Source organism: Phycisphaeraceae bacterium, assembly GCA_019636655.1.
Lineage (GTDB): Bacteria > Planctomycetota > Phycisphaerae > Phycisphaerales > UBA1924 > JAHBXB01.
In genome coordinates, this window is record JAHBXB010000002.1 from 490429 (window position 1) to 516671 (window position 26243).

Here is a 26243-nt window from a genome sequence, read left to right on the forward strand (position 1 = left end):
CCGCAATCGGCGATCCGCGATCAGGGCCCGGTGACCTTCCGCCACAGGAAGATGAAGATCCCCTTGCCGACCCAGCAGAGCAGGACGAAGAACGCGATGGAGATCGCCGCGGCGAGCCACTGCTTGCGGCGCAGTTCACGGCCGGCCTCGAAGGCCGTCACCACAATGAGGAGCAGGATGAGGTAGTCGATGGGTCCCACGGGCCCTCCTGGAGATCTGGTGCACCACGGTACCGCGGATGCCCCGGTGATGCCGGGACTCGACACGTGTACAGGCGTCGGCAGCGGCGGCTGCGATCGATCAGGGAGCGTCAGACCGTGGCGCCGGCCCGTCGGCGGCGGTAGTCCAGGTTGCCCAACTGCCCGCACGCGGCCATCGTGTCCCGACCCTTGGTCCGCCGGCGCTTGGCGTACAGCCGCTGCTCCAGCAGCCAGCCGATGAACTCGTCGACGTCCGTCTCCTTCGGAGCGGGCCAGGGGGAGTTCTCGCGCGGGTTGTAGGGGATCACGTTCACCATCCCCGCCAGTTCGGCCCCGGGATAGCGTGGGATGGGCATGCCGCCCACCGGGTCGGTGTCGGGCCCGTTGTATGCCTCGCCCTGCACGAAAGCGGCGAGCATCCGGGCATGCTCCGGGCGGTCGTTGACGCCGGGGATGAGCACGTACTCGAAGCAGAACTTGAAGCCGCCGTAGATCGGCCAGTGCAGCAGCGCCGCCCGGAGGTCGGCCAGGGGCATCGCCCGGTTGATCGGCATGATCCGCGAGCGGATCTCGTCGGTCGGGGCGTTGAGCGAGATCGCGAGGTTCAGGCGGTGCCAGCCGGGCTCGCGGATCTGCTCGGCCAATCGCCGGATGCCGTCGATCCGGCCGACACTGGAGACCGAGATCTTGTTCATCGGCACGGCGGGTCCGCGGTGGTCGGTGAGGACTCGGATGGCGTGCAGCACGTTCTCGTAGTTGTCCAGGGGCTCGCCCATGCCCATGAAGACCATGTTGCGGACATCGGTCTTGAAGTGGTGCGTCGCCGCGAACCACTGCGCGACGATCTCGGCGGGCGTGAGCGAGCGGACGAGGCCCATCTGCGCCGTCTGGCAGAACGTGCACCCCATCGCGCAGCCGACCTGCGATGAGACGCACAGCGTGTAGGTCAGGTTGCCCTTCCGGCCAACCATCGGGATCAGGACCGACTCGGTCTCGAGCGTCGATGCACGGGCGGGGAACACGCCCAGCCCGGGGGGCGGCGTGCCCGCGGCGCCGGCGACCCGCTGCGTGAACTTGATCGTGACGCCCTCGCCGCACTGAGAAGTCGACGAGCGTACCACCTCGGGCGGTGTCGCCGAGGCGAGCGGGTGCGACGTGATGCCGTCGCGCATCAGGGTGGTGTACCGCTCGTAGGCCCCGACCCGTCCGCCGCGGGCCTGCTGGGCCTCGCATCGGTCGGCGTACTGATCCGCGGTCAGCCCCAGGAGGGCGAACTCCAGATCTGGCACGGGGTGGGGCGAGGGGTGCGACACGGCACGGGATCCTAGGAACCCCGCGATTGACGCCAAGGCGGTTCAGTCCCCGATCGCGAGGTCGAGACGCCCACCGTGACGATCGAGGACCGCCTCGGACTGGTCGCGGGTGAGCCCGAGCCGGTGCATGACAATGGCCGGCTTCACGCACCCGCCCGCCCGGTCCAGCAGCGCGAACGAGTCGTCGCGGCCAAGGCCCGTGAGCGACGAGATGATCCTCGCCGCGCGATCCCGGAGTTTGTGGTTCGTCGCCCGCAGGTCGACCATCAGGTTGCGGTAGACACGCCCGGTGCGCACCATCAGCGTAGTTGAAATCGTGTTGAGCACGAGTTTCGTGGCGGTGCCGGCCTTCATCCGCGTCGAACCCGTGAGCACCTCGGCGCCTGTGGCGACGACGATCAGGTGGTCCACGTGCAGCGGCCGCTCCATCGGCGAGCAGACCAGCAGACCCGTGAGCGGCCGCGACGGCATGCTCGCGGCCAGGTGCAGGCCGCCGAGCACGTACGGCGTTGTTCCACCGGCGGCGATTCCAAGGACCGCGTCATCGGCGCCAAGCCGGAGCGATTCGAACTCGGACGAGATCCCGTGCGGCTCGTCCTCGCGGCCCTCAGAGGACTTGCGCAGCGAGCCATCACCACCCGCGATCAGGCCGATGACGCGCTCGGGCGGCGTCTGGAACGTCGGCGGGCACTCCGAGGCATCGAGCACGCCCAGGCGGCCGGAGGTCCCGGCTCCGAAGTAGACGAGCCGGCCGCCGCGGGAGAACCGCGGGATCACATCCTCGATGAACGCGGCGATCGCATCCCCCGCCGCGGCGACCGCATCGGGAACGGAACGGTCCTCGGCGTTGATCAGGCGGACGACGTCCCTCGTCGAGAGCCGATGGAGGGCCGCGGAGCGCGGGTTGTGCTGCTCGGTGAGCACGTGCGAACGGTCGGGGGGATGTGGTGTGGGGGTGGCCATGTGCAGGGCCCGGGGAGAGGTCGACCGCTCAGGGTACCACCCAGACGCCGGAGATCGGCGCCGGGTCCGGCACGCCCGTCACACCCGGGAGGGTGATCGGAACCCGGTCCTGGCACAGCGCGCCGAGCACCGCGAAGCAGATCGCCTCGCGGTACGAAGCGGCAATACCGAAGTGGTCGGACTCGACGACGGGCGAGGAGCACGCCGCGCGGATCGCGCCGACCAGGGCGACGTTGCGGACCCCGCCGCCGGCGAGAACCACCTGGTCATACCCCGCCACCTGCGTGGCAATGGTCGACCCGATGGCTTCGCACGCGGTGCGGAGCAGGTCGGGTCCGGCGAGGCCGGCGTGCCGGTCGCCCCAGAGGATCGCCTCATCGCCGGTGCCCAGCGAGCGGCCGGCCGCGGACTGGAGGGAAAGAAGGTCCGCGAGTTTCCGTTGCGCTGCAGGGTCGGCGCGGCCGCTCATCGCGGCCTCCCCCCCGGCATCGAACTCGCAGCCGAGTCTGGCGCGAGCGAGGGAATCGAGCACCTGATTACAGGCGCAGACGTCACCGGCCCGGACCTGCGCCGGGCCATCCTCGGCCTTGCCCGACCAAGCGGAGAAGTTCGCGAAACCGCCCAGGTTGACGATCGCGGGCGAGGCGCAGCGATCGCGGAGCAGGATCCAATCTGCGATGGGGGTGATCGGCGCCCCCTGTCCACCCGCCGCGAGGTCGGCGGCGCGCAGGTCGTACACCACCGGCGTGCGAGCCTCGTGAGCCAGAACCGGACCATTGAAGACCTGCCACGAGACCGGCGGGGAATGAAACACGGTCTGGCCGTGAACGCAGATCAGGTCCGCCGACTCGCCGGCGAGCAGATCTCGCACCGCCTCCGCATGCCGGAGGGCGAGGTTCCGCGACAACGCGGCGATCACGCCGGCCGTCATCGGCGCCTGTGATGCGAGGGCCCGCAGATCGGAGCCGATCGGGTCGAGGGACACGGAATGGGCGCGGAGGACACGCGCGGTCATCCCCAGCCCGGAGCCGTCGACCTCGACGAGCGCCGCATCGAGCCCGTCGAGGCTCGTGCCGGTCATGCACCCGACGATGCGTCGCGTGGTCATGCGCGGCCCCCGGGGGTCACTCTCGCCGAATCGCCCGCCGCCGCGAGCCGGGCGATGACCCGCTCGTAGTGCGCACAGGACGCCGCGAGCTCCCCCTCTCGGTTTCGCCCCAGCCAGAGTCGGCGGTGCTCGCGAAGGAGCCGGTGCACCTCCGAAGCGATCTCCGCGGCGTCGGCCGCGATCGGTCCGCCGGGGGCACGGACCGCAACCGCGTGTCGTACCGCAAGGCGGGCGACCTCGAGGGTGTGGCCGAGTTCGTCCGCGACTCGCCGGCCGACGTCCTCCGCGCGTGGGCGACGAGCAGCCAGCGCCTCGATCCGATCGCCGACCTCCCGCCACCGGTCCGCCGTCGCGTCAATGGCCCTGACTCCGCTGGCGCGGATCAGGTCGCAGAACATCGCGGAGGCGTTCCGCAGCGATTGAGCCCGCCGGAGCGGAAGGTCCACATCCCCCAGTTCATCCAGCCACGGCCCGATCGATGATTGCCCCGACTCCCACGCCCGATCGCCGAAGACGTGCAGCGACACCGCCCTCGCATCGAATGCCGCCAGAGCGTCGGGGTTCCACGCGGCTTGCGCGGCGCGGGCGATGCCCGCCAGCGCGATCGGCCACTGCTGATGATGCCCGATATCGCCCCAGTCGGTGACAAGGTAGCCCGTCGCTCCGCCCGCCAGCCCCTGCAGCGCCGCGGCGGCGAGGTTGGCGTTTCGCTCAGTCGTGCGGCCGGTGATCGATCGCCAGGAACTGGTGCCGGGGCACACCCACGCCTCGATGCCTCGCTCCCTCAGTCGTTCGCACCACGTCGCGAAGGGCGCATCGGGCTCGTAGCCCCACGCCAGCCCGATCGCACCGGGCGGGAATATCCCCAGCGACTCGGGATGCTCCAGCGCGATGTCCGCCCAGAGCATCGGCCGACGACCCAGCGACCGGACGATCGCGGCGACCTTGCCGACGAACTCGAAGTACACGGCCGGCCGGCCCCGGGCGCTGACCTCGGCGGCTGATCGTCCGAACCCGACATCGAACGTCTCGTCGCACCCGATGTTCACGAGCCCTGATTGAAAGCAGGGGACAAGCTGGTTCAGCAGGTCGCCGACGAACGCCTCGCTGGCGGGATCGACGGGGCAGAGCGAGAACGGACCGTGGCGATCCCACTCCAGGAACTTCCAGGCGCCGTGCGTCTCGGCGAGGTGGGCGTACGCCGGCAATCGCAGCCACGAGGAGAGGTGCCCGAAACAGTTCTGGTTCGGCGCGAGATCGATGCCGCGGTCCCGGCAATAGGCATCCAGCTCGCGGGCCTCGGCCGGGGTGATCGGGTCGCACCCGGCCCAGGCCTCGTCGTGCCCGGCGTAGGCGAAGGTGTGCTCGGTGTACAACTGGAGGTGGTTGAACCGCAGCATCGCGAGGGCGTCGACCGTCTCTTTCAGGGATGGCAGCGTCGGGATCTTGTTGCGCGATACATCGAGCATCACGCCTCGCGTGGCGAATGCCGGCCAATCAACGATCACCACTGCGGGCACGCGCGCGGGGAATCGGCACAGCACCTGCGACAGGACAACCAGGGCGTGCCGCACTCCCGCGGAATCCGGGGCCGCGACGGAGACCGACCCCGAGCCCGGGCCGATGACAAGGCGAAATCCCCCCGGTCTTCCGCCCGCCGCGCCGGGATCGATGCTGATGCCGATATGCGGGTTCGGGGTCGCGAGCGACCCGTCTGCCGCGATCGGTCCGAGGCACGCCCGCCGAACCGCATCAGCAAGGCCCACCGGCGGGCTCCACGTCCCTTCGCCGCGACGAACCTCGCGGGGAGAGGGAACCAGGATCAGTCCGGCCTCGTCCATGTCGCTGAATGTAGCGGGTTACAGCCCGACGCTCTCGGCATCCACCTCGTGCGCCAGCAGGTCGTCGTACGTCTCGCGACGCCGGACCAGCCTCGCGTGCGCCCCGTCCACGAGCACCTCGGCGGGCAGCGGATGGGAGTTGTAGCGGGAGGCCATCGACATCCCGTATGCCCCCGCGGAAAAGACCGCGAGCAGGTCGCCGCGGGCGACCGGGGGAAGCGGGCGGTCCTTAGCCAGGAAGTCCCCGGTCTCGCACAGCGGACCGACCACGTCGGCCGATTCGAGGCCGGGCAGCCCCGGGTCCGCCGCGCGGGATTCCGGAACGTGCTGGGGCGCTACATCCGCGGGCCAGATGAAGTGGAACGACCCGTACAGGGCGGGCCGCATCAGCGTGTTCATGCCCGCATCGCAGACGATGAACTTCTTCGCGCCGGACTCCTTGACATACAGCACCCGCGTCAGCAGCACACCGGCGTTCGCCGCGATCGTCCGGCCCGGCTCCATGATGATCCGCAGGCCCTGCTCCACCCGGTCCCGCAGCAGCGGCACGATCGCACCCGCGTAGTCCGCCGCGGCGGGCGAGGCGCCGGTGGTGTAGTCCGCGCCGAAGCCGCCGCCCAGGTCGAGCGTATCGACGGTGTACCCCTCGCCCGCGAGTTCGTCGATCAAGCCGAGCACCTTGCTCAGCGCCTCGACGAACGGCTGGACCTCCATCACCGGCGAGCCGATGTGGACGTGCAGCCCGGTGAGCCGCAGGTGCTGGTCCCGCCCGAAGCGGCGGAAGAACGCGCGGGCCCGCTCCAGGTCCACGCCGAACTTCGTCTCCTTCTTCCCCGTCGTGGTGTAGGCGTGCGTCTTGGGATCGACATCCGGATTCACCCGCAGCGCGGCGACGGGCGCCGAGCCGCCGCTGAGCCCCATCGACTTGCTGATCGCCGCGATGGTCTGGAACTCGGGCTCGGACTCGATGTTGAACACTCCGATCGACCGCCGCTCGTGCGGGTGGGCGTTCAGCGAGCCGGTTCCGCCCAGCGCCTCGCGGATCTCGGCGTCGGTCTTGCCGACCCCCGCGTACACGATCCGTTCCGGCGGCACGCCGGCCATCCTCGCCCGCCGCAGCTCGCCCCCCGAGACCACATCCATCCCCGCGCCCAGTTCGCCCAGCAGCCCGAGCACCGCGAGATTGGGGCACGACTTGACGGAGAAGCAGATCATCGGCCGCAGCGCCGCGAACGCCTCGGCGAGCCGGCGGTAGTGCAGCGACAGTGTCGCGCTGGAGTAGACGTACGTCGGCGTGCCCGTCGTCGCGGCGAGCGTGCCCAGGTCGATGTCCTCGCAGGCCAGGCGTCCGTCTCGGTAGTGAAAGTGGTCCATGGATCGGCAGCGTAGGAGGCGCCTGGGGTCAAACGTCGCCCCCCAGAGCCGGTGCTCGGCGCGTCCGCGTACCATCCGCACCGCCAGCGCCGCGGCGTGTGCAGGCGGGGAGGGTGGACCGGAGAGTGCCATGGGCTGGATGAAAGTTGTCGAGGCGCTCAAGGCGCCGGTTGGAGAGACGGTGACGGTCAAGGGGTGGCTGCGCACCCGGCGCGATTCCAAGGCCGAGGGCGGCCTCTCATTCCTCAATATCCACGACGGAACGTGCTTCGATGCGATCCAGGTCGTCGCCAAGGGGGGCGAGGGCGGGTTGCCGAACTACGCCTCCCAGGTCGCCAAGCTCACGACCCACTGCGCCGTCGAGTGCGACGGCACCATCGTGAAGACCCCGAAGGGGGGCAACGAGATCCAGGCGACGGCGGTCCGCATCATCGGGCTGGTGGACGACCCGGACCAGTACCCCATCCAGCCCAAGCCGCACTCGTTCGAGTACCTGCGCGAGGTGGCGCACCTGCGGGTCAGGACCAACACGTTCGGGGCGGTGGCGCGGGTGCGGCACTGCCTCGCGATGGCGGTGCACCAGTTCTTCCACGAGCGGGGCTTCTACTGGGTGCACACGCCGATCATCACCGGGAGCGACTGCGAGGGGGCCGGGCAGATGTTCCGCGTCAGCACGCTGGACCTGGCGAGCCCGCCGCGCATGGCGGCCGGGGGCGCCGCCTCGCCCGCATCGCCGATCGACTTCTCGCAGGACTTCTTCGGGAAGGAGAGCCACCTCACCGTCTCGGGGCAGCTCAACGTCGAGACCTACTGCTCCGCCCTCTCGCGGGTGTACACCTTCGGGCCGACGTTCCGCGCCGAGAACAGCAACACCAGCCGGCACCTGGCCGAGTTCTGGATGATCGAGCCCGAGATCGCCTTCGCGTCGCTGAAGGAGGACGCGGACCTGGCCGAGGAGTTCATCAAGTACCTCATCAACGCCGCGCTGACCCAGCGAGCCGACGACATGAAGTTCTTCGATGAGCGGATCGAGAAGGGCCTGCTCGCGCGGCTGAAGCACGTGCAGGAGACGCCCTTCCGACGCCTGCCGTACACCGAGGCGATCGCGATCCTGACCAAGGCGATCGCGGACGGCAAGAAGTTCGAGTTCCCCGTCAAGTGGGGCTCGGACCTGCAGAGCGAGCACGAGCGATTCCTCACCGAGGAGCACTTCAAGCAGCCGGTCATCCTGATGAACTACCCCAAGCAGATCAAGGCGTTCTACATGCGCCTGAACGACCCGGGCACCGACGGGGCGCCCGGCGACACCGTCGCGGCGATGGACGTGCTGGTCCCCGGGATCGGCGAGATCATCGGCGGCAGCCAGCGCGAGGAACGGCTGGACTACCTCGATCGGCGGATCGAGGAGATGAAACTCCTCGCCAAGGAGTACTGGTGGTACCGCGACCTGCGCCGCTACGGCACGGTCCCGCACGCCGGGTTCGGCCTGGGGTTTGAGCGGCTGATCCTGTTCATCACGGGCATGCAGAACATTCGCGATGTGATCCCCTTCCCGCGGGCGCCAAAGCAGGCGGAGTTCTGAGCGGCGCATCGGCGGGGGGTACCCTCCCCCCATGCCATCCCCATCCCTTGCGTCTCTCCTGCTCCCCCTCGTCCTCGCCATGATCGCAGGCGTTGCCACGGCCTACCAGCCCGGCCTCAACGCTCGGTTCGCCGCGAGCGCCGGCGCCAGCGTCTGGGGGGGCGTAGCCAACTTCGTCGTCGGCCTGGGCGCGATGGTCGTCGTGGTCGCGATCATGCGACCCAGACTCCCGGCGTCCGACCGCCTCGCCGAGGGCCCGTGGTGGATGTGGCTCGGCGGCCTCTGCGGCGCGTTCTTCGTGACGCTCGCCGTCATCCTCGTCCCCCGCATCGGCGCCGCGGCGTACCTCTCCGCCATGATCGCTGGACAGCTCATCGCCTCCGTCGTCATCGATCATTTCGGCCACATGGGCCTGACCCCGCGGGACCTCACGCCCGGGCGGATCGTGGGCGTCCTGCTGGTCCTTGGCGGAATGGCGGCGATCAGGGCCTTCTAGCCGGTACCTGACTCAAACCCGCGCCCCACACTCCGGACACCGCGGCTCCCGCAGCCCGCTCAACTCGTACCCGCACCCGCCGCAGCGCGTCACCCCGCCCGTGCCGAACAGCCGCGTCCGCCCCAGCGGGAGCGCGCACACCCAATACCCCACCAGCGCTCCCGCACACCCCGCAGCGGCCGCCGCCCACCACGGCGCATTCCGGTACAGCACGTTCCACGCCGCCGCCCCCCCGCCATCACCGTGGAACGGCCCGCCCTCCGTCAGCATCAGTTGCCCGCTGATCCGATACACACCGCACCCCGCGGCGTCCCCAAGATCCACAACCCACGACTGGATCGTCCACGTCGCGGTCCGCCACACCAGAGCGTGCGCCGCGCCGAAGCACAGCGACGCCACGATGACTCTCGCGGCAATCGCCGTGCGCATCACCGCCCACCCCCAGCCCCGCTTGCGGCCGCGCGATCACCCCCGAACGATGCCCCGCACCACGGGCACGCCGGCGTACTCAGTCCGCGCAACACCCGGTTGCACGCGCCGCACCGCGTTGCACGCCACCCACCGCCAACGCGCCGCATGACCACCACCCCGAGCAGCACCGCAGGCGCGAAGACCACGGCCGCCGACACCACCGCTGCCGCGCCGTGCACCCACGCGGGCTCCCGCTGGAAGTTGAAGCCCATGACCTGCCCGCCGAGCGGGCCGGCGCGATCCATGATCCCCACAGCCTCAGCCGCGATGCAGCATGTTCGAACTCCATACAGGTACGCCCATCGCAGCGGGTACTCCGCCGCGAAGACCACCGCGACGAACGCGATCACACCGAGGATGAGCCGGGTCGTTCGCATCGCCGATCAGCCCCGCACCGGGCGCCCCGAACAGTCCGCTCTTATTAGCAAGTGTACCCTCACCCATCCGACATTCGGCTCGGCAGGAATCTCGCCACATGACACCGCATACCCGCTGGGCCCTCCGCCACCTCACACCGATCCCAATCGTTGCGGCCGCGCTCCTGGCGCTGCCCCCCACTCTGCCCGCGGCGACCCATGACCCCGAATCCTCCCACGCCGCTTCGCCCCGCCGCGCCGAGATCGAAGCAGTCCTCTCATCGATGAAGGCCGCCGTCCTTGCCGCCGACACCGCGGCGTACCTCGCGCTGGTCATCCCCGGCGAGGGGCCCGCGGCCAACCCGGTCTTCCGTATGGAACAGGTGAACTGGGCGAAGGACCTCGCCGACCACGCCCCCGCCTCGTTCGAACTGGCCATCTCGGAGTCGCCGGAGCACGAGCCGACCTTCACCGACGACCGCGCCGAGGTCGAACTCGTCATGACCTGGCGGCCCGGCGAGGATGCGAACCGCCCGGGACGCCAGCGCCAGCGGACCGTCCGCTTCCCCGCCCTCTTCCTCCGCGTGCCCGCGGCCGATGGTCCGGCCACGTGGAAGTATGCCGGCGAGCGCTGGGTCACGGTCGAGGGCCCTCCCGAAGCGGGCGTCGTCGCCCGCTGCTACGACGGATTCGAGAAGATGGCCCGCGACGCGGTGGACGTCTTCCCGGATGTGCGGCGTCACGTCGAGGACGAGTTCGAACAGCCCATCCCACATCGCCAGGAGATCAAGATCTACCCGTCGATGGCCCACCTGCAGGCCTCGATCTACCTCTCCTATGTGGACCCGCTCTCGGGCTGGAACGAGCCGGGGGAGTCGATCAAGCTGCTCGGATCCCGCTCCGGCCGCTCAAGCAAGCGGGACCTCCGCCCCCTGCTCGCGCACGAATTCGGACACGTCGCCACGTTCGAGTATGGCCCTCGCGCCACCGACATGCCGTGGTGGATCCTCGAAGGCGTCGCCGAGTTCGCCGCGCAGCCGTACGCGCCGGGCACCGAGAAACTCTCCACGAGCATGGCCCGCCGGTGGGCCAGGGGCGAGGGCCCCGGCCTTGCACCCTGGGAGGCCATCACCGACTTCCGCTCCACCGCCCCGACCTGGCAGGGCCACGTCTACCGCCAGGGCCAGCAGATGATCGGCTACATCACCACGCGGTTCGGCCGCACGATGCGCAACGCATGGCTCCGCGCCATGGCCGGCGGATCATCGCTGGACGACGCGACCCGGCAGACCCTGGGCATGTCCTTTGCCGACCTCGACAAGGCGTGGCGGGAATCGCTCACCGATGAGCCGGCCGCCCCTTCACCACCGCCCGCCCCCGATGAACTCGGCCCCTCCTCCCCCTGACCTGGACTCAGTCCATCTTCACATTGACGAAGTTCTTTCCGATCGCGAAGATCTGCACCGAGCGTGCGAGTTCCCGGTTCCCCTCCGCCGACAGATCGCGGCAGATACCGCTGAACAGCGCCGTGTTGTACGCCACCTCATCGAAACCCAGGATCGCTGACGTCGCCGACTGCACCGCCGCCGCGTGCGACTTCTCGAGCAGTTCATCCAGTTTCGGGCCGTTCTTCTTGTAGGCGTCCGCCACCTTGATCAGGGCCTTCGCGTTCTCGTGGGCCTTCGCGGCCTTGTCCGCCGCGCGCTGGTTCATGAAGAACAGCCCGGCCCCGGCCGCCGCAAGCACGACCACGATGACAATCACAACAGCCACGACCTTCTTCATCTGAGCCTCCCGGATGACTCAACCATCATACTCGCCTCTGAAATCCGGTATCCTGCCGGCTTCGGGCAGAGCCCAGCGGGTGTACGGCCGGCGGAATCGCAGGCTCGCACCCCGTGTGAACCCTCCGGCCTCTCCGGCCGGACCAGCAACAGGAGTTCTCGTATGGGACTGATCAAGGAGTTCCGTGACTTCGCGATGAAGGGGAACGTCATCGACCTCGCCGTAGCCGTGATCATCGGCGGGGCCTTCGGCAAGATCGTTACCTCGATGGTCAACGACATCCTGATGCCCCCACTTGGGAAGGTGCTGAACAACGTCAACTTCAGCGACCTGTTCATCAATCTCACGCCCGACAAGGGCACGTTCGCCTCCATAGAGGCTGCGAAGGCCGCCGGCGCCGCGACGATCAACTACGGCTCGTTCATCAACGAGGTCATCAACTTCCTCATCGTGGCCGTCTGCATCTTCGCCGTGATCAAGGCCATGAGCGTCGCGAAGTCTCGCTTTGAGAAGAAGGAGGCCGCCGCGCCCCCACCTCCTCCCGCGCCGGACATTGTCCTCCTCACCGAGATCCGCGACCTCCTGAAGAAGCAGGCCTGATCCCGGCCGATAACCGCCACGAGGTCCGTCCGGGACGCCCGCGCAACCGTGGCGCCGAGTGTCCGCGCTCGCGCGGCTGGGCACACCGGCCCGCACGACCGATCACACTCCCGTTCCCCGCTGGAGCCCGCGATCCCATGCGCCCCTGTCGCCGCAAAAACCGAACCCGGCCCGCCTTCTCGATGGTCGAGTTGATCATCGTCATGGTGATCGTCGGGCTGGTCAGCGCGATGGCGATCCCGCGGCTCTCTTCCGCCGCCGATCGCAGCCGCGTCGCCGCCACCACCGCCAACCTGCGGCTCATCGCCCGCGCCATCGAGTACTACGCCGCCGAACACGCCGACCGCGGCCCACTCGACGAGCCCGATGGTTCCACCACCTCTGACGGCGACCTCGTCGCCTCCCGTCTGACGGCCCGCACGACCGCCTCGGGACAGGTCTCCAGCACAGGCCCCTTCGGCCCCTACCTCCGAACGATGCCCCCGAACCCCTACAACCGGCTCGCCACCATCCGCATCGGCGGCGCCGCGGCCGGAGCCAACACCCACGGCTGGCGCCTCGACCCGGCCACCCGCCTGCTCGCAGGCGATCACCCGGGCGTGGTTGCTCCCTCCGGCGGCGGCGACGGGGCGCTGGCGGTCGACGGCGGAGCAGCGGTCGCTGACGGCGAACTCGAGATCGCTCCCTAAAGGCCTCTCCAAACACCACGGTCCGCACAAACTCCCACCATCGGTCGCATGAGTGGGTCGCCGGTTTCCCCCCCTTCGACCCCATCTGGAGGTACAATGGCCACCCCGAGGCGGGAGGGTCCTTCTCCCTCCCTGCACCCTCGCGGCAGGAGCCTTGCATGCCCCCGGAATCCTCGAATCAGACCACCATCATCGGCCCGGACACCCACATCAAGGGGGATATGACCTTCGATTCGACCGCCCGCATCCTGGGCACGTTCGAGGGCAACATCACGGCCAAGGGCGAACTCCAGATCGCCGAGGGCGCCACCTGCAAGGCCTCGGTTGAGGCCGGCAAGGTTGTGGTCGACGGCCTGGTCGAAGGCAACCTCACCGCCCGCGAGCGGGTCGAACTCAACGCCAAGGCCCGGATCAAGGGCGATGTCGTGGCCGCCCGGCTCGTCGTGGCTGATGGAGCCTCGGTCTCCGGGCGCGTCACCATCGGACCCGACGCGACCAAGTCCTCCGGCCGCCCGGCCGAGGACGGCAAGCCCAACGTCGTCGTGACGGCCCACCAGCAGCAGGGACAGGGACAGGGACAGCCGGTCCGCAAGCCATAAGAGCCGGCCGCGAGTCCGCCGGACACGTGCTGACCTTGACCGCGCCGCGCCCGTCAGCCGCGGCGAGTTGATTCCATGGCCAAAGCACCCGCGACACGAGTTGTGACCTGCTACCACTGCCGGGCTGTCGTCGAACTCTCGGCGCAGGCTCGCAGCGCGACGTGCCCCAAGTGCCACAAGGGGCTCGTGCTCGACGACGTGGTCGTCGAGGGGTACCGCGCGGTCCGCAAGATCCAGACCTGCGGGCGCGTCGTCGTCGAGAAGAAGGGCCGCTTCGTCGGCCAGAGTGTCGAGGCGATCGGCGGCGTGGAGATCCAGGGGACCGTCGAGGCCAACATCATCTGCGGCGGGCGCGTCCACATGGGCCCCAAGTCCCACCTCAAGGGCGACCTCACCGCCGGCTCGCTCGCCGTAGAACTCGGCGCGACCATCGCCGGCGCGGTCGTGAAGGTGCCCGAGGAACGGGAGAAGGCGGCCGCGTCATGAACGAGCAGGTGCTCTCGCTCCTGAGATCCCGCCGGTCCTCGGCGCTGCGCACGCTGTCGGCGCCGGGGCCCTCCGATGCCGAGATCGACTCGCTGCTGGCCCTCTCGGCGCGGGTGCCGGATCACGGCAAGCTCGTCCCGTGGCGGTTCATCGTCATCGCCGGCGAGGGCCGGCGGCGCCTCGAGGGCGTCATCGCCGACGCCTTCGCGGCGGGACAATCGGCGGGGGGCGACAAGGGGCCGCCACGCGAGGGCAACTGGCTCGGCCCTGCCCCGTTGACCATCGCGGTCATCTCCTCGCCGCGGGAGCACCCGAAGATCCCAGAGTGGGAGCAGACCCTCTCGGCCGGCGCGGTGTGCATGTCCATGCTCGTCGCCGCCAAGGCGATGGGGTACGGGGCCGTGTGGCTGACCGAGTGGTACGCGTACGACCGGCGCGTGCTGGCGGCACTCGGCCTCGCGCCGCACGAGCGTCTCGCCGGGTTCATGCACCTGGGGACCGAGCCCTCGCCGCGAGAGGACCGCCCGCGCCCGGTGATGGCCGACATCGTGACCCACTTCACCGGCTGATCCGCGGCAAGGCCTTCAATCCCCGAACGACACACCCAGCGCCCGCGCGGCCTCCACCAGCGGGCTGTCGAGCGGCACCTTGCGCTGCTTCCCCGCGGCCTCGCGGATGTCGACGTCCACCAGTTCGAGCCCCTTGAGCCCGACGAGACGGTTCCGCGCACCCGCCCGCAACAGACGGATCGCGTGGAAGCCGAACTGCGTCGCCAGCACCCGGTCGGCCGGGATCGGCGAACCGCCCCGCTGGACGTGCCCGAGGACGACGTGCCGCGACTCCACCCCTGTGCGCCGCTCCAGTTCGTCGGAGACGACCTTGGCGATCCCGCCCAGGCGGATCGGATCGGGCGACGACGGGTCCACGCGGTGCACGACCTGCTCCCCGCCCTTGGGCCGGGCTCCTTCGGAGATCGCGATCACAGTGTGACGCGTGCCCGTGCGGGCCCGCTCCTGCACCAGCGCGGCGACCTTATCCATCGAGACCTCGATCTCCGGGATCAGGATCGCGTGCGAACTGCTCGCGATCCCGGCATGCAGCGCCAGGAAGCCGGCGTGCCGGCCCATGACCTCGACGACCAGGACACGGTGGTGGCTCGCCGCGGTGGTCTGGACGCGGTCGATCGCCTCCGCCGCGGTGGCGACCGCCGTGAGGAAGCCGAAGGTCACGTCGGTGCCGACCAGGTCGTTGTCGATGGTCTTGGGGATGCCGATGCAGTTGACCCCCGCCTCCACGAACGACTGGGCGACAGTCATCGACCCGTCGCCGCCGATCACCAGCAGGGCGTCGATCCTCTCCCTGCCGAGCAGGTCGAGGCACCGGTCCAGGACGTTCTCAAAGACCGGCTTGCCGTCCGCATCGCGCCGCACGGCGAACCGGCGCGGGTCGGACTTGTTGCACGCGCCCAAGATCGTGCCGCCGGCATTGAGGATGTCCCGCACGTCGGAAGCGACCAGGGGCGAGGTCCGCCCCTCGATCAGGCCCAGGTAGCCGTCGTGCACCCCCAGGACTTCGACGCCCGCGTGAAGCGCCCCCATCGTGACGACGCGGATGACGGCGTTGAGGCCGGGGCAATCACCACCGGCGGTGAGGACAGCGATACGTCGGATGGCCTTCATGGCGGAACTCCCGGGTGCTCGACCGAGTCGGCGCGCCGGCAGCCCCGGGGCGGTACCATGGGCGACCCAGGGGACAAACGACGCGAACGGAACAACGGAGAAGGCTATGAGAGGTACTCGCACCGTGAAGAGGGCCCGTGCGGCCGAGGCGGGCAACGCGATCATCGGACAGTCCGGCGGCCCGACGGCGGTGATCAACCAGTCGCTCGCCGGGCTCGTCGAATCGCTGCGCAAGCACAAGCACATCCGCAAGGTCTACGGGATGCGCCACGGCGTCAACGGCCTGGTCAAGGACGACGTGATCGACCTGACCAAGCTCCCGCTCACGCACCTGAACAAGATCGCCGTCACCCCCTCCGCCGCGCTCGGCTCGTCGCGCGACAAGCCCGACCGGGACTACTGCAACGCGATCCTCAACGCCTGCACCAAGTTCCGCATCCGCTACTTCTTCTACATCGGCGGCAACGACTCGTCGGACACCTGCCGCATCGTCAACGAGCTGGCCCGCGAGGCCGGCTACGAGATGACCTGCTACCACGTCCCCAAGACCGTCGACAACGACCTGATGATGAACGACCACACGCCCGGCTTCCCCTCCGCCGCGAGGTTCCAGGCGCTGGCGTTCATGGCCGACAGCCTCGACAACGCGAGCCTGCCGGGCGTCAAGATCAACATCGTCATGGGCCGGCACGCCGGATTCCTCACCGCCGCCGCCGCGCTGGCCCGCGGCGAGGGGAAGGGCGCGGACCGCAACGGCCCGCACCTGGTCTACCTCCCCGAGGTGCCCCTTAACCGCGACTCGTTCCTCACCGACGTCGAGCGCGTCTACGCCCGTCTGGGCCGCTGCCAGGTCGCCGTCTCCGAGGGGATCACCGACGCCCGCGGCCAGCCGATGATCTCCCAGCTGATGGAGAACCTCGACCGCGACTCGCACGGGAATATCCAGCTCTCGGGCGTCGGCGCCCTCGGCGATGCCCTGGCCGACCTCGTGCGCCGGAACGTCAAGCTCCCCAGCGGGAAGGCCCTGCGCGTGCGTGCCGACACCTTCGGCTACCTCCAGCGCTGCTGGCCCGACCCCTCGCCGATCGACTCCCGGGAGGCGCGCGACGCCGCCAAGTTCGCCGTCTCGTGCGCGATGCGGGGCGAGCCAAGCGGGTCGATCGCCATCGTCCGGCTGAAGAACAAGCCGTACAAGGCGGGGTACAAACGCGTCGAGCTCACCGATGTCGCGGCCAAGACCCGCCACATGCCCAAGGAGTTCATCGAGGGCTCCAACAACGTGACCAGGGCGTTCCTGAACTACGCCAAGCCGCTCGTAGGGCCGCTGCCGGTGATGACCCGGCTGTAGCCAGCCGCGACGCGACCGCAAAAACAAGCCGGGGCACGGCCCGCACCTGCTGGCCGTGCCCCGTTGTGATTCTGGCGCCATGGGGGCCGGGGAGGGGGTGATCCCCCTCCCTCCCCCTGGTCATCTCAGGGTCAGTGCTTGGGCAGGTTGTTCTCGATCGATTTGCGGACGCCGCCGGTGGATGCGGGGGTCGCGCCCTTGTCTCCGGCGGAGCGGGTGTAGGTGATCTCCATCGCCTTGGACTCGGGCATCCCAGGGCCGCCGTGGTACATCGTCATCACGTGCTTGTCGGGAGAGACCACCTGAAGCGTCTCTCGCTGGGTGAAGGTCACGATCGTGCCGTCGGGCCCGGGGCCGCTGAACTCACCGGTCAACGTGTACGTCTTGGTCGCGTCGTTGTACGTGCCCGTGCTGTACATGATGCCGGTGCTCATGCTGTCGAACCACGTTCCCTCGTACTTCTTGGTGGCGTTGTTGAAGCCGAAGTTACCGGCGCCCGTGAAGGGCTGGCCCATGAACTCGCCGCTGTACTCGTGGTGCAGGTAGCGGTCGCCCTGGACGAGGGTGTTCACCATCGTGCCGCGCGAGACGGCGGGCTGGGTGCTGCCGGGCTCGAACATCTTGACCTCGGCGTCCCACGAGCCGGCAAGCTGGGCAATGCGCTTGTGCTCCGGGCCAGGCTGGGAGAGCTTCATCCACGCATCCATCATCTGCTGGTGCGCATCGGCCCCCTCTTTGGCCGGCTGACCGGCGTGGGTCGGCGAGGCCGGGTTGGCCGTCTTCTTGTCCGGCTGCTGCGCGAGCAGGCTCGCCGAAGCTCCGGCGATCACGGTTAGAGCAAGGCACGACGTGCTGATTCGGGAAAGGACTCGGTTCATCTGATCACTCCTTGAAGGTCGCACCGCCGCGTCGTGGCTCACCGTACAACGGTGTCGCCGCGAGCTCGGTCAGTTCCTGGGTTTGCCTGCTGCGTCGGACTCGATCGGCTTCTTGCCGCCCGTCGGGCTCCCCGCAGAGCCCGCCTTGCCGGCGTGCCCCTCAGCCGCCGGCTGGTCGTCTTTCACGCGGGTGAAACTGATGCTCATCGTCTTGGTCTCCTGCTCCTCGCCGCGCGCGGAGTAGAAGCCCATCGTGTACGCATCATCGCTGATAGATGTGACAATCCACTTGTGCCTGGTCTTCTGGCGGGTGGCGGGGTCGATCGCCTCGCCCGTGAGCGTGAACGTGCGACCGTCTTCCGAAACCGTTCCGCTCAGCCACAGGATGCCGGTGCTCTCCGAGTCGATCCACACCGACTCGTACTTCTTCTCCAGGTTGTTGTACGCCCAGATCCCCGAACCCTCGAACACCTGACTGCCCGTCTTCCCGCGGTAGGTCGTGCGGAGGTAGCGGCCGTCCATCTCCATGACATTTGTCATGCGGCCGCTCGATTCGACCGGCGCATTGGTTCCGGGGATGTTGAACTTCACCGAGGCGTCCCACTCCCCAGCCAGCACCTCGAACTTCTTCTGCATCTCCCCCGGCAGGCCGGCCTCGCGGACCGCCGCGGCCCTCACCTCCCGCTCCGCGCTCGCGGCGTCGGGCGAAGCCTTCTCCCCCTTGCCCGGCGGTTCGCCCGCCGGCTTCTCCTGGGCCAAGCAGATCGCCGATGCGAGCCACACCGCGGACATCAGCACCGGCACGCTGCGCCATCTGGCCATCGGACAACTCCAAGACATCACCCGCGGAGCGAACCCCCGTCTCCCACGATGACCTATCATAGTCCAAACATCAAGTCGGGTCAAGCAGGGCTTCGGTGCACAATCAACACACCAACACCCCTGGTCATTCCCCTCCGCGCTCGCGTGTCACCCAATCGGCACGCGTTCCACGATCCGCAGCCCGAACGCATCCAGCCCCGGCCAATCCGTCGCGTGGTTGGTGAGCAGCCGCAGATTCCGCAGGCCGAGGTTCCGCAGGATCTGGCTCCCCACACCGATCTCGCGGACCATCGGCGGCACCGCGTTCGACGCGGCGGCGGTCAGGTGGGGATCGTTCGCGCCCGGCCCTGGGTCGTCGGTCCGGCGGAGGGAGTTGAGCCGCTGCAGCAGCCCGTCGCCCACGGTCTCGGGCCGCAGGTAAACCACGGCGCCGCGGCCCTCAGCCTGGATCGCCCGCATCGACGCATGCAGCGTGTCCCCGGTCGGCCCCTCGGGTGAGGAATCCAGGTCGCCGAAGACATCCCCCAGCGTGTGCCGGCGGTGGACCCGAACCAGCGTCGGCCGGTCATCATCCGGCGAGGCGAGGCCCGAGGTGTCCAGCAGCGCCCCCACGCCCCCCGCCGCGAGCACCACGTGCGGGAGCGGATCGACCAGCGACTCGAAGGCCATGAGCGTGAACTCGCCCCCCCACTTGGACCGCAGCGGAACGCCCCCGGCCGGCGCCAGCCGCTTGACCAGCGACTCCCGGGCGAGGCGGTGCTCGATCACCTGCGCGACGGAGCAGAGTTTCAGGTCGTGCTTGGCGCACAGCGCTTCCAGGTCGGGGAGCCGCGCCATCTCGCCGTCGTCGCGCATGATCTCGATGATCGCCGCGGCGGGCGTCAGGCCTGCCATGCGGCAGAGGTCGATCGAGCCCTCGGTCTGGCCCGTGCGGACGAGCACGCCGCCGTCGCGCGAGCGCAGCGGGTTGATGTGGCCGGGCCGCACGAAGTCGTCGGGGCGGGAATCGGGATCGATCGCCATGCGGATGCAGCGGGCCCGCTCCTTGGCGGAGACGCCGGTGGTGAACCCGTGGCGCGGGTGGCCGTCGATGGAGACGGTGAACGCCGTGCCGCGCACCGTGGTGTTGACCGCGGCCTGGGGGTGCAGGTCGAGGCGGTCGCAGTCGGCCTCGGTGAGCGAGAGGCAGAGGTAGCCCCGGGCGACGGTGAGGAGGAAGGTGATCGCCTCGGGGGTGATGAACTGCGCGGGGAGGACCAGGTCACCCTCGTTCTCGCGGCGCTCATCGTCGGTCAGGACGATCATCTTGCCGGCGCGGAGGTCGGCGAGGATGTCGGGGATCGGGGAGAACGGCATGGCGGGATGGTAGAGGCAACCCGCCAGCGGACCTTGCCCGGCGCTGCATCAGATCGGGATGTCCAGGTCACCCCCGTCGTCGAAATCGCCGTGACCGGCGTGGGATCGATCCGGCCCGCCGCCGTCGCGGTGGTCGGCGATGGGGCCGGTCTTGGGGCCCGGCGCGAAGGACTTGACCTGCACCTTATAACTCGGGGCTCCGCTGCCGCCGCCCCGCGGGCCCATGCCGAAGTCGTCGCCGCCGTACCCGGAATCGGCGTAGCCGCCGCCGCCGCGGATCCCGCTGTGGTTCTTGAAGCGTGTGGTGGTGTTGTCCCAGGTCATCTTGACGGTGTCGGTGGGGCCGTTGCGCTGCTTGGCGATGATGAGTTCGGCCAGGCCCTCCTTGTCCGGGTTGTCGGCGAGCCAGTTGGGGTCGCCGATGTGGTAGTACTCCTCGCGGTGCAGGAGCATGACGACGTCGGCGTCCTGCTCGATCGAGCCGGACTCGCGCAGGTCGCTCATGCGGGGCCGGTTGGCCTCGCGGCTCTCGGGCCCGCGGTTGAGCTGGCTGAGGCACACCACCGGGATGTTCAACTCGCGGGCCAGCGCCTTGATGCCGCGGCTGATCGCCGAGACCTCGACCTGCCGGCTCTCTCGCGCCGCCTGGGGCGAACTCATCAACTGGAGGTAGTCGACGAAGAGGCACTTCACGCCGTACAGCGCGACCATGCGCCGGGCCCGGGCGCGGAGCATCAGGATGGAGAGGCCCGGGGTGTCGTCGATGTACAGCGGGGCCTCGGAGAGCGTGCCGCAGGCGCGGAGCACGCTCTGCCACTCGTCCGGGTTCATGGTGCCCGCCCGCATCTTCTGGGCGCTGACGCGCGACTCGGCGCTCAGGAGCCTCTGCGAGATCGAGCTCTTGGACATTTCCAGCGAGAAGAACCCCACCGGCGTCTTGGCCGCCGAGCCCGCGCCACCCGCGGTCTCGGGCGTGCCGCCCAGGGCGACCTGGTGCGCCAGGTTGAGCGCCAGCGCAGTCTTGCCCATCGAGGGCCGCGCGGCGATGATGATCAGTTCCCCCTGCTGCAGCCCGCTGGTCAGTTCGTCCAGGTCGTGGAAGTGGGTGCGGATGCCGCTGACGCCCTTGCCGTGCAGCGCCTCGAGCCGCTCGTACTCGACCTGCACCAGGTCGGCCAGCGCCTGCGGGTCGGCCGTCTGCTCCTCCTGCGCGATCTCGAACACCCGCTGCTCGGCGGTGTCGATGATCTCCCTCGCCCCGTCCACGCCGATCTCCCCGCTGTGGTACGCGTCGAAGGCGATCTGCCCCGCCGCGGCGATCAGGCGGCGGAGCTTGTGCTTGTCCGCGACGATGCGGGCAAAGTGCGGGGCGCTGGCGACCGCCGGGGTCTCGTGGGCCAGGCGGACGAGGTAGTCTGCCCCGCCCACGTCCTTGAGCAGGTCCTTGTCTCGCAGCAGCTCGTTGAGCTGCACCAGATCGCCGGACTGGTGTCGGTCGTACAGCGTGACCAAGGCGGCGAAGATCTCGCCGTTGGCCTCCGAATAGAAGGCCTCCTTGGACTTGACGATGGAGATCACGTCGCCGACGACCCTGGGGTCAAGGATCATCGCCCCCAGCAGCGCCTGCTCGGCCTCCGGGGAGTGCGGCGGGAGTTTGTCGAAGACGCGCCCGAGCTGGACGACCGTTTCGCGCCCCCGCCCGCCGCGGCCGCCGCTCCATCGGGAATCGCTCGCCCGGTCGTCCATGCCCGTGCCCAAGGTCGTCATGAACCCAGCCTATGCCATGCGCCGGGGGGCGCGGCCCAACCGTGCCCTCCCGACAGCACTTAACAGGTTGTCCCAGTGCTGTCCCGGGCCCCCACTAGACTATCCGAAAGATGTCCCGAAACGCCGACCAGTCCGACGCCCCGGCCCTAGGTCAGTCGCTCCCCGAGCCGCTGCCCCCGGATCCCTTTCCGCTCTTTCACGCCTGGCTCCGCGAGGCTGAGCAGCAGCGCCTCCAGCCCAACCCCAACGCCATGGCCCTCGCCAGCGTGGATGAGCGGGGGCGGCCCTCCTGCCGCATCGTCCTGTGCAAGGGCGTCGACCCTGCCGCCGGTTCGATCACGTTCTTCACCAACTACGCCGGGCGCAAGGGGAGAGAACTGGACGCGACTCGCCGCGCCGCCGCGTGCTTTCACTGGGACGCGGCCGATCGCCAGGTGCGGATCGAGGGCGTCGTCGCCCGTGCGCCCGATGCGGCGAGCGACGCCTACTTCAGCTCGCGCCCGTGGATGAGCCGCCTGGGCGCATGGGCCAGCGACCAGAGCGAGCCGATCGCCTCCAGGGCGGCCCTCGCGGCGAAGGTCGAGGCGACGATGCGACGGTTCGGCATCGACCCGCTCGCACCGCCGGCCGCCGATACCGAAGTCGCGATCCCCCGCCCGCCGCACTGGGGCGGGTACACACTCCTCGCCGAGCAGGTGGAGTTGTGGGTCGGATCGTCCGCGCGCCTTCACGACCGGGCACGCTGGGTGCGGCCGCTGATCGCCCGGCCCGGATCGGGCAGCGGATTCATCGCCGACGGCCCCTGGGTAGGGACCCGCCTGCAACCCTGAGGAAGGGGGAGCCCCCCTCCCCCTCCCTTTCCCCCGCCCGGGCCGGTGGTCCGGGAATCATGCCCACCTGAACGGGTGTCCACAACTTCGTGGTTCAAGAGAAAGCAAAACGGGCCGATGAAGGACTGTGGACCCGGGGATCCCCCCGGGAAATACCCCCGCTGCTCCGGCCCCGGAAGCCCGGCGCGATATGTGTATCGAGGACCCGCGCCATGACAGCACACACTTCCGACACCCCGGCCGGCGACCTCGAGGAGTTTCAGCTCCGGCTGGAGCGGGCCCTGGACACCGTGGCCGTCGAAACCCAGCCGCGGATCGCGGCCCGGATTCTCGACCTGGTACAGGACCCGGACTCGCAACTGCGCGAGTTCGGCGATGTGATCCGCAACGACGCCGCTCTGACCGGGCGGCTGCTGAAACTGGCCAACTCCGCGTACTTCGCCCAGCGATCGCCGGTCAGCAAGCCCGAGCGGGCGCTGGTGCTGCTGGGGCTTGAGCGGGTGAAGTCAATCTCGCTGGGGTTCTACCTGTGCCGCTCGGCGACGTCCGCGGGCAGCCGCGAGTTGTCGCGCGAGGTGTGGGGGCAGTCGGTCTTCCGCGCCTGCCTGTGCGGCGCGATGGCGCGCGTGGTGTGCCCCGAGGTGGCGTCGGAGGCGTTCGTCATCGGGCTGATGCTCGACTGCGGGATTCCCCTGATGGCCTCGTTGACGGGCCCGGCGTACGAACCGCTGTTCCGCTCGACGGATTCGCCGCAGTCGCTCTTCGAGTCCGAGCGGGCGAACCTGGAGTTCACCCACGTCGACATCGTGACCGCCCTGGTGCGCCGCTGGAAACTGCCTCCGATGCTCGCCAAGCCGATCGTGTGGCACCACGCGCAGCCGGCCCCAATAGTCTCCGACGGCGGCCCGCCCCCGCCACCGCTCCCCGATCCGCTCACGGTCCTGCAGCGCATCGCGTTCTACTGCGGGCAGGTCCGGCTCGACGCCGGGTGCGTGCCCGCCGAGGCGATTCCGCTGCCCGAGGTCGGTTGCCGCGTGCTCGGCCTGCCGGCGCCGGACCTCTCGGCGGCCGTGGGCTCGGCGGTGCGGGAGTTCGGCGCGATCTCCCAGATGTTCTCCGACGTCGCCGGCCCGCTGGCCAACGTCGACGCCATCGCCGAGGCGGCGCACCGGCAGCTCATCGACGCCATCGACACGCGCCTGGTCCGCGAGTTCGCGGCGCACACCCGCGACCGCCCCGCGAGCATCGACGTCGCCGGGCTGGAGATCCGCTACGAGCCCGCGGCGCAGGGGCAGGTGCGCGTGCTGATCAACTCCGACCGCGGCGAGCCGCTGGTGGTCTGCGAGGTCGACCCCCGCGTAACCACCCCCGGATCGCTCCGCCGATCGCTGGGCCTCGATGAGGCCTCGGACCTGGAACTGCGCCGGCTCGCGGCTGAGATCAAGTCGCTCGCGGCCTAGGCCCGCCCTCCTGCCGCATACGATCAGCCATGCTGTGGCAGCCGTCGCTTGCTGACGAGTACGTGTCCGCTTCCGAAGACGAACTCGCCCGCCGCATCACCGCCCGACGGAGGGAACTCGGCTCCTGCGTCGTGATCCTCGGGCACCACTACCAGACCGACGAGGTCATCCGGCACGCCGACTTCACCGGCGATTCGCTCAAGCTCTCTCAGCTCGCGGCAAGGAAGGTGACCGAGCAGGGCGCCGGGTACGTCGTCTTCTGCGGCGTTCACTTCATGGCCGAGACCGCCGACATGCTCACGCCCGACGGCGTGCGCGTGATCCTGCCGGACCTCTCCGCCGGCTGCTCCATGGCCGACATGGCCGACTACGACGACGCCGTGGAGGCGTGGGACGCGATCCACGCCGCGCTCAAGGACGAGGGCTGGAACGGACGGGTCATCCCCGTGACGTACATCAACTCCACCGCCGCGATCAAGGCGTTCGTGGGCCGCAACGGCGGCGCGGTGTGCACCTCCTCCAACGCGCGACTGGTCTTCGACTGGGCGATGACCGGCGGCACGGTCCCGAAGAAGAAGGGCGAGCAGATCAAGGTGCTGTTCCTCCCCGACCAGCACCTGGGCCGCAACACCGCCGCGGCCGCGGGGCTGGACGTCGAGAAGAAGACGTGCCTCTATGACCCGCGCGCCACCCGGCAGGGGAAGGCCCTCGGCGGCGCGACCGCGAAGCAACTCGAGCGGTCGGCCGTCATCCTCTGGGCCGGTCACTGCTCGGTCCACAAGCTCTTCCGCCCGGAGCACTGCGACGAGATCGCGGCGCTCAACGCCGGCCGCGCCGCCGGCGAACGCACCCGCATCCTTGTGCACCCCGAGTGCAGCAAGGAGGTGGTCGACAAGGCGGACCTCGCCGGGTCGACCGAGTTCATCATCAGGACGATCTCCGAGGCCCAGCCCGGCTCGCGCTGGGCCGTCGGCACCGAGGTGCACCTGGTCAACCGCCTGGCCCGCGACGCGGCGAAGCGGGGCGTGCACGTCCGCATCCTCTCCGATTGCCAGTGCCTGTGCACCACCATGTACCGCATCGACCAGGCCCACCTCTGCTGGGTCCTCGACAACCTGGCCCGGGGCAAGGTCGTCAACACCGTCTCCGTCCACGCCGAGGCCCGAAAGCACGCGCTGGAGGCCGTCGACCGGATGCTTCGCCTCGCACCCGCGGGCGCTGCGCCGGCGGCCAAAGCGCCCGCGCTGGTGGACTAGCCGCAGCAGGTGCAGCGGTCAGTCGTGGGCAGGCCGGAGGTAGGGGGGAGCCCCCTCCCCCTCCCCCACCGCTCCACACCTGGCTCACGCGGACAGCCCCCGCGCCGAGAGCACGCTCACCGCTTCCGGCCTCACCTCGATCGTCATCGGCACGCCCAGCCCGCTCGCCTCGCCGTCGATCTGGCACGGCACGCCCCCGCCGGCGGCGACCTCGATGCGCTTCGCGCACGAGACCACCGCTCCCCGCTCGGCCGGGTCGCGGCCCAGGGCCAGCGACATAGCCCAGCGGATCATGTCGAGGCGCCCCCGGGCCGGGAGGAACACCACATCCAGCAGCCCGTCGGCCATGTCCGCCCGGCGCGCCGGGTCCAGCCTCGCGCCGTACTGCCGGCTGTTCGCGACGATGAGCACGCCCGTGGCGCCCTGGGCCACCGCGGCTCCGTCGGCCTCGACCGTCAGCGGCACCAGCGTCGGCGCGGCGAGTTCCGCGGCGATCGGCCCGAGGTACGAGTGGCGCCCGATCGCGCCGCGCCGGGCCCGGGCGACGCGGTGGGCTACCGCCGCGTCGAACCCGAAACTGCACATGAGCGAGAAGAGGGACGCGCCGGCGCCGCTGGGTGCGCCCAGGGGGCGGGCCTCGCCCAGGTCGATCCGCTCGATGGTCCACCGCGCGATCGCCCGCCGGAGCGTCTGCACGCTGCGGTCGGCGCCGAACTCCCTCGCGAGGAGGTTCTCGGTGCCCAGCGGGCAGTGGTAGAGCGGGGTGCGGCTCCGCACCAGGCCGGGGAGCGCGTGGTGCACCGAGCCATCGCCGCCGAGGATGACGACAAGGTCCACGCTCTCGAACCCGGGAGCGCCCGGGTCGCCCGTTCCGGCCTCGGCCACGGTATGGCCGTCCGCCTCCAGCGCCACGCGCATGGGCTGCGCGGTCTCCCTGGCACGGCCGCGACCGGAGGATCGGTTGCAGACAATGAGGATGCGCAC

Annotated in this window: 27 protein-coding genes; 12 read left to right on the plus strand and 15 right to left on the minus strand. The window is 69.7% G+C overall.

The window, feature by feature from the left end:
- Positions 1-20: 20 nt before the first annotated feature.
- The 6 genes from KF745_07510 to lysA form a co-directional block, all read right to left on the minus strand.
- Positions 21-200, minus strand: a complete 180-nt coding sequence (locus KF745_07510; GenBank protein MBX3358259.1) for a hypothetical protein — start codon at positions 198-200, stop codon at positions 21-23.
- A 110-nt stretch (positions 201-310) separates the two neighbouring features.
- On the minus strand, positions 311-1513 hold the full coding sequence (locus KF745_07515; GenBank protein ID MBX3358260.1) for a 23S rRNA (adenine(2503)-C(2))-methyltransferase RlmN: 1203 nt from the start codon (positions 1511-1513) through the stop codon (positions 311-313).
- Between the two features lie 42 nt (positions 1514-1555).
- Positions 1556-2476, minus strand: coding sequence for an N-acetylmuramic acid 6-phosphate etherase (murQ, locus tag KF745_07520; protein MBX3358261.1), 921 nt, complete (start codon positions 2474-2476; stop codon positions 1556-1558).
- 28 nt (positions 2477-2504) lie between these two features.
- On the minus strand, positions 2505-3584 hold the full coding sequence (locus KF745_07525) for an anhydro-N-acetylmuramic acid kinase (GenBank protein MBX3358262.1): 1080 nt from the start codon (positions 3582-3584) through the stop codon (positions 2505-2507).
- Entirely contained in the window at positions 3581-5425 is a 1845-nt protein-coding gene (locus KF745_07530) for a family 20 glycosylhydrolase (protein MBX3358263.1), read from the minus strand. Before KF745_07530 ends, KF745_07525 begins: the two co-directional genes overlap by 4 nt.
- 18 nt (positions 5426-5443) lie before the next feature.
- The gene (gene lysA, locus KF745_07535; protein MBX3358264.1) at positions 5444-6799 is read right to left on the minus strand and encodes a diaminopimelate decarboxylase; all 1356 of its coding nucleotides are present in this window, start codon (positions 6797-6799) and stop codon (positions 5444-5446) included.
- A gap of 139 nt (positions 6800-6938) precedes the next feature.
- Here lysA and asnS point away from each other — a divergent pair, with 139 nt between their 5' ends.
- Both asnS and KF745_07545 read left to right on the plus strand, forming a co-directional pair.
- Positions 6939-8381: an asparagine--tRNA ligase gene (gene asnS, locus KF745_07540; protein MBX3358265.1), complete on the plus strand. Its 1443-nt coding sequence runs from the start codon at positions 6939-6941 to the stop codon at positions 8379-8381.
- A gap of 31 nt (positions 8382-8412) precedes the next feature.
- The gene (locus KF745_07545) at positions 8413-8877 is read left to right on the plus strand and encodes a DMT family transporter (protein ID MBX3358266.1); all 465 of its coding nucleotides are present in this window, start codon (positions 8413-8415) and stop codon (positions 8875-8877) included.
- A gap of 12 nt (positions 8878-8889) precedes the next feature.
- On the opposite strand, the gene KF745_07550 is transcribed toward KF745_07545, so the two are convergent.
- Positions 8890-9306: a hypothetical protein gene (locus tag KF745_07550; protein MBX3358267.1), complete on the minus strand. Its 417-nt coding sequence runs from the start codon at positions 9304-9306 to the stop codon at positions 8890-8892.
- Positions 9306-9725: a hypothetical protein gene (locus KF745_07555; GenBank protein MBX3358268.1), complete on the minus strand. Its 420-nt coding sequence runs from the start codon at positions 9723-9725 to the stop codon at positions 9306-9308. Before KF745_07555 ends, KF745_07550 begins: the two co-directional genes overlap by 1 nt.
- A 98-nt stretch (positions 9726-9823) precedes the next feature.
- On the opposite strand from KF745_07555, the gene KF745_07560 reads away from it, so the two are divergent.
- Positions 9824-11110, plus strand: a complete 1287-nt coding sequence (locus KF745_07560) for a hypothetical protein (GenBank protein ID MBX3358269.1) — start codon at positions 9824-9826, stop codon at positions 11108-11110.
- A 7-nt stretch (positions 11111-11117) separates the two neighbouring features.
- On the opposite strand, the gene KF745_07565 is transcribed toward KF745_07560, so the two are convergent.
- Positions 11118-11489, minus strand: coding sequence for a hypothetical protein (locus KF745_07565; GenBank protein MBX3358270.1), 372 nt, complete (start codon positions 11487-11489; stop codon positions 11118-11120).
- A gap of 162 nt (positions 11490-11651) precedes the next feature.
- Between KF745_07565 and mscL the strand changes: the two genes are divergently transcribed.
- From mscL to KF745_07590, 5 genes are all read left to right on the plus strand, one after another.
- Positions 11652-12089 (plus strand): large conductance mechanosensitive channel protein MscL, encoded by a 438-nt coding sequence (gene mscL, locus KF745_07570; GenBank protein MBX3358271.1) that lies wholly within the window; start codon positions 11652-11654, stop codon positions 12087-12089.
- A 137-nt stretch (positions 12090-12226) separates the two neighbouring features.
- Entirely contained in the window at positions 12227-12778 is a 552-nt protein-coding gene (locus KF745_07575; GenBank protein MBX3358272.1) for a type II secretion system protein, read from the plus strand.
- A gap of 158 nt (positions 12779-12936) precedes the next feature.
- Positions 12937-13377, plus strand: coding sequence for a polymer-forming cytoskeletal protein (locus KF745_07580; protein ID MBX3358273.1), 441 nt, complete (start codon positions 12937-12939; stop codon positions 13375-13377).
- Positions 13378-13452: 75 nt separating this feature from the next.
- The gene (locus KF745_07585; GenBank protein MBX3358274.1) at positions 13453-13863 is read left to right on the plus strand and encodes a polymer-forming cytoskeletal protein; all 411 of its coding nucleotides are present in this window, start codon (positions 13453-13455) and stop codon (positions 13861-13863) included.
- Positions 13860-14432 carry a nitroreductase gene (locus KF745_07590; protein MBX3358275.1) on the plus strand — a complete coding sequence of 191 codons (573 nt, stop codon included), beginning with the start codon at positions 13860-13862 and terminating at the stop codon, positions 14430-14432. Before KF745_07585 ends, KF745_07590 begins: the two co-directional genes overlap by 4 nt.
- Positions 14433-14447: 15 nt before the next feature.
- Here the strand turns inward: KF745_07590 and KF745_07595 are convergent, their stop codons facing one another.
- A complete protein-coding gene (locus KF745_07595; GenBank protein ID MBX3358276.1) occupies positions 14448-15542 on the minus strand; it encodes a 6-phosphofructokinase in 1095 nt (364 codons plus the stop codon).
- 106 nt (positions 15543-15648) lie between these two features.
- On the opposite strand from KF745_07595, the gene KF745_07600 reads away from it, so the two are divergent.
- On the plus strand, positions 15649-16890 hold the full coding sequence (locus KF745_07600) for a 6-phosphofructokinase (GenBank protein MBX3358277.1): 1242 nt from the start codon (positions 15649-15651) through the stop codon (positions 16888-16890).
- Positions 16891-17021: 131 nt separating this feature from the next.
- Here the strand turns inward: KF745_07600 and KF745_07605 are convergent, their stop codons facing one another.
- The 4 genes from KF745_07605 to dnaB all read right to left on the minus strand — a co-directional run bounded on the left by KF745_07605 (position 17022) and on the right by dnaB (position 21713).
- Complete coding sequence (locus KF745_07605) at positions 17022-17768, minus strand: DUF1579 domain-containing protein (protein MBX3358278.1); 747 nt, start codon at positions 17766-17768, stop codon at positions 17022-17024.
- Positions 17769-17837: 69 nt separating this feature from the next.
- A complete protein-coding gene (locus tag KF745_07610; protein ID MBX3358279.1) occupies positions 17838-18590 on the minus strand; it encodes a DUF1579 family protein in 753 nt (250 codons plus the stop codon).
- 147 nt (positions 18591-18737) lie between these two features.
- Positions 18738-19946 (minus strand): 3,4-dihydroxy-2-butanone-4-phosphate synthase, encoded by a 1209-nt coding sequence (ribB, locus tag KF745_07615; GenBank protein MBX3358280.1) that lies wholly within the window; start codon positions 19944-19946, stop codon positions 18738-18740.
- A gap of 48 nt (positions 19947-19994) precedes the next feature.
- Positions 19995-21713, minus strand: coding sequence for a replicative DNA helicase (gene dnaB / locus KF745_07620; protein MBX3358281.1), 1719 nt, complete (start codon positions 21711-21713; stop codon positions 19995-19997).
- A 110-nt stretch (positions 21714-21823) separates the two neighbouring features.
- Between dnaB and pdxH the strand changes: the two genes are divergently transcribed.
- From pdxH to nadA, 3 genes are all read left to right on the plus strand, one after another.
- On the plus strand, positions 21824-22543 hold the full coding sequence (gene pdxH, locus KF745_07625; protein ID MBX3358282.1) for a pyridoxamine 5'-phosphate oxidase: 720 nt from the start codon (positions 21824-21826) through the stop codon (positions 22541-22543).
- Positions 22544-22755: 212 nt separating this feature from the next.
- Positions 22756-24003: an HDOD domain-containing protein gene (locus tag KF745_07630; GenBank protein MBX3358283.1), complete on the plus strand. Its 1248-nt coding sequence runs from the start codon at positions 22756-22758 to the stop codon at positions 24001-24003.
- A 29-nt stretch (positions 24004-24032) separates the two neighbouring features.
- Positions 24033-25259: a quinolinate synthase NadA gene (gene nadA, locus KF745_07635; protein MBX3358284.1), complete on the plus strand. Its 1227-nt coding sequence runs from the start codon at positions 24033-24035 to the stop codon at positions 25257-25259.
- Positions 25260-25343: 84 nt separating this feature from the next.
- Here the strand turns inward: nadA and KF745_07640 are convergent, their stop codons facing one another.
- Complete coding sequence (locus KF745_07640; protein MBX3358285.1) at positions 25344-26243, minus strand: hypothetical protein; 900 nt, start codon at positions 26241-26243, stop codon at positions 25344-25346.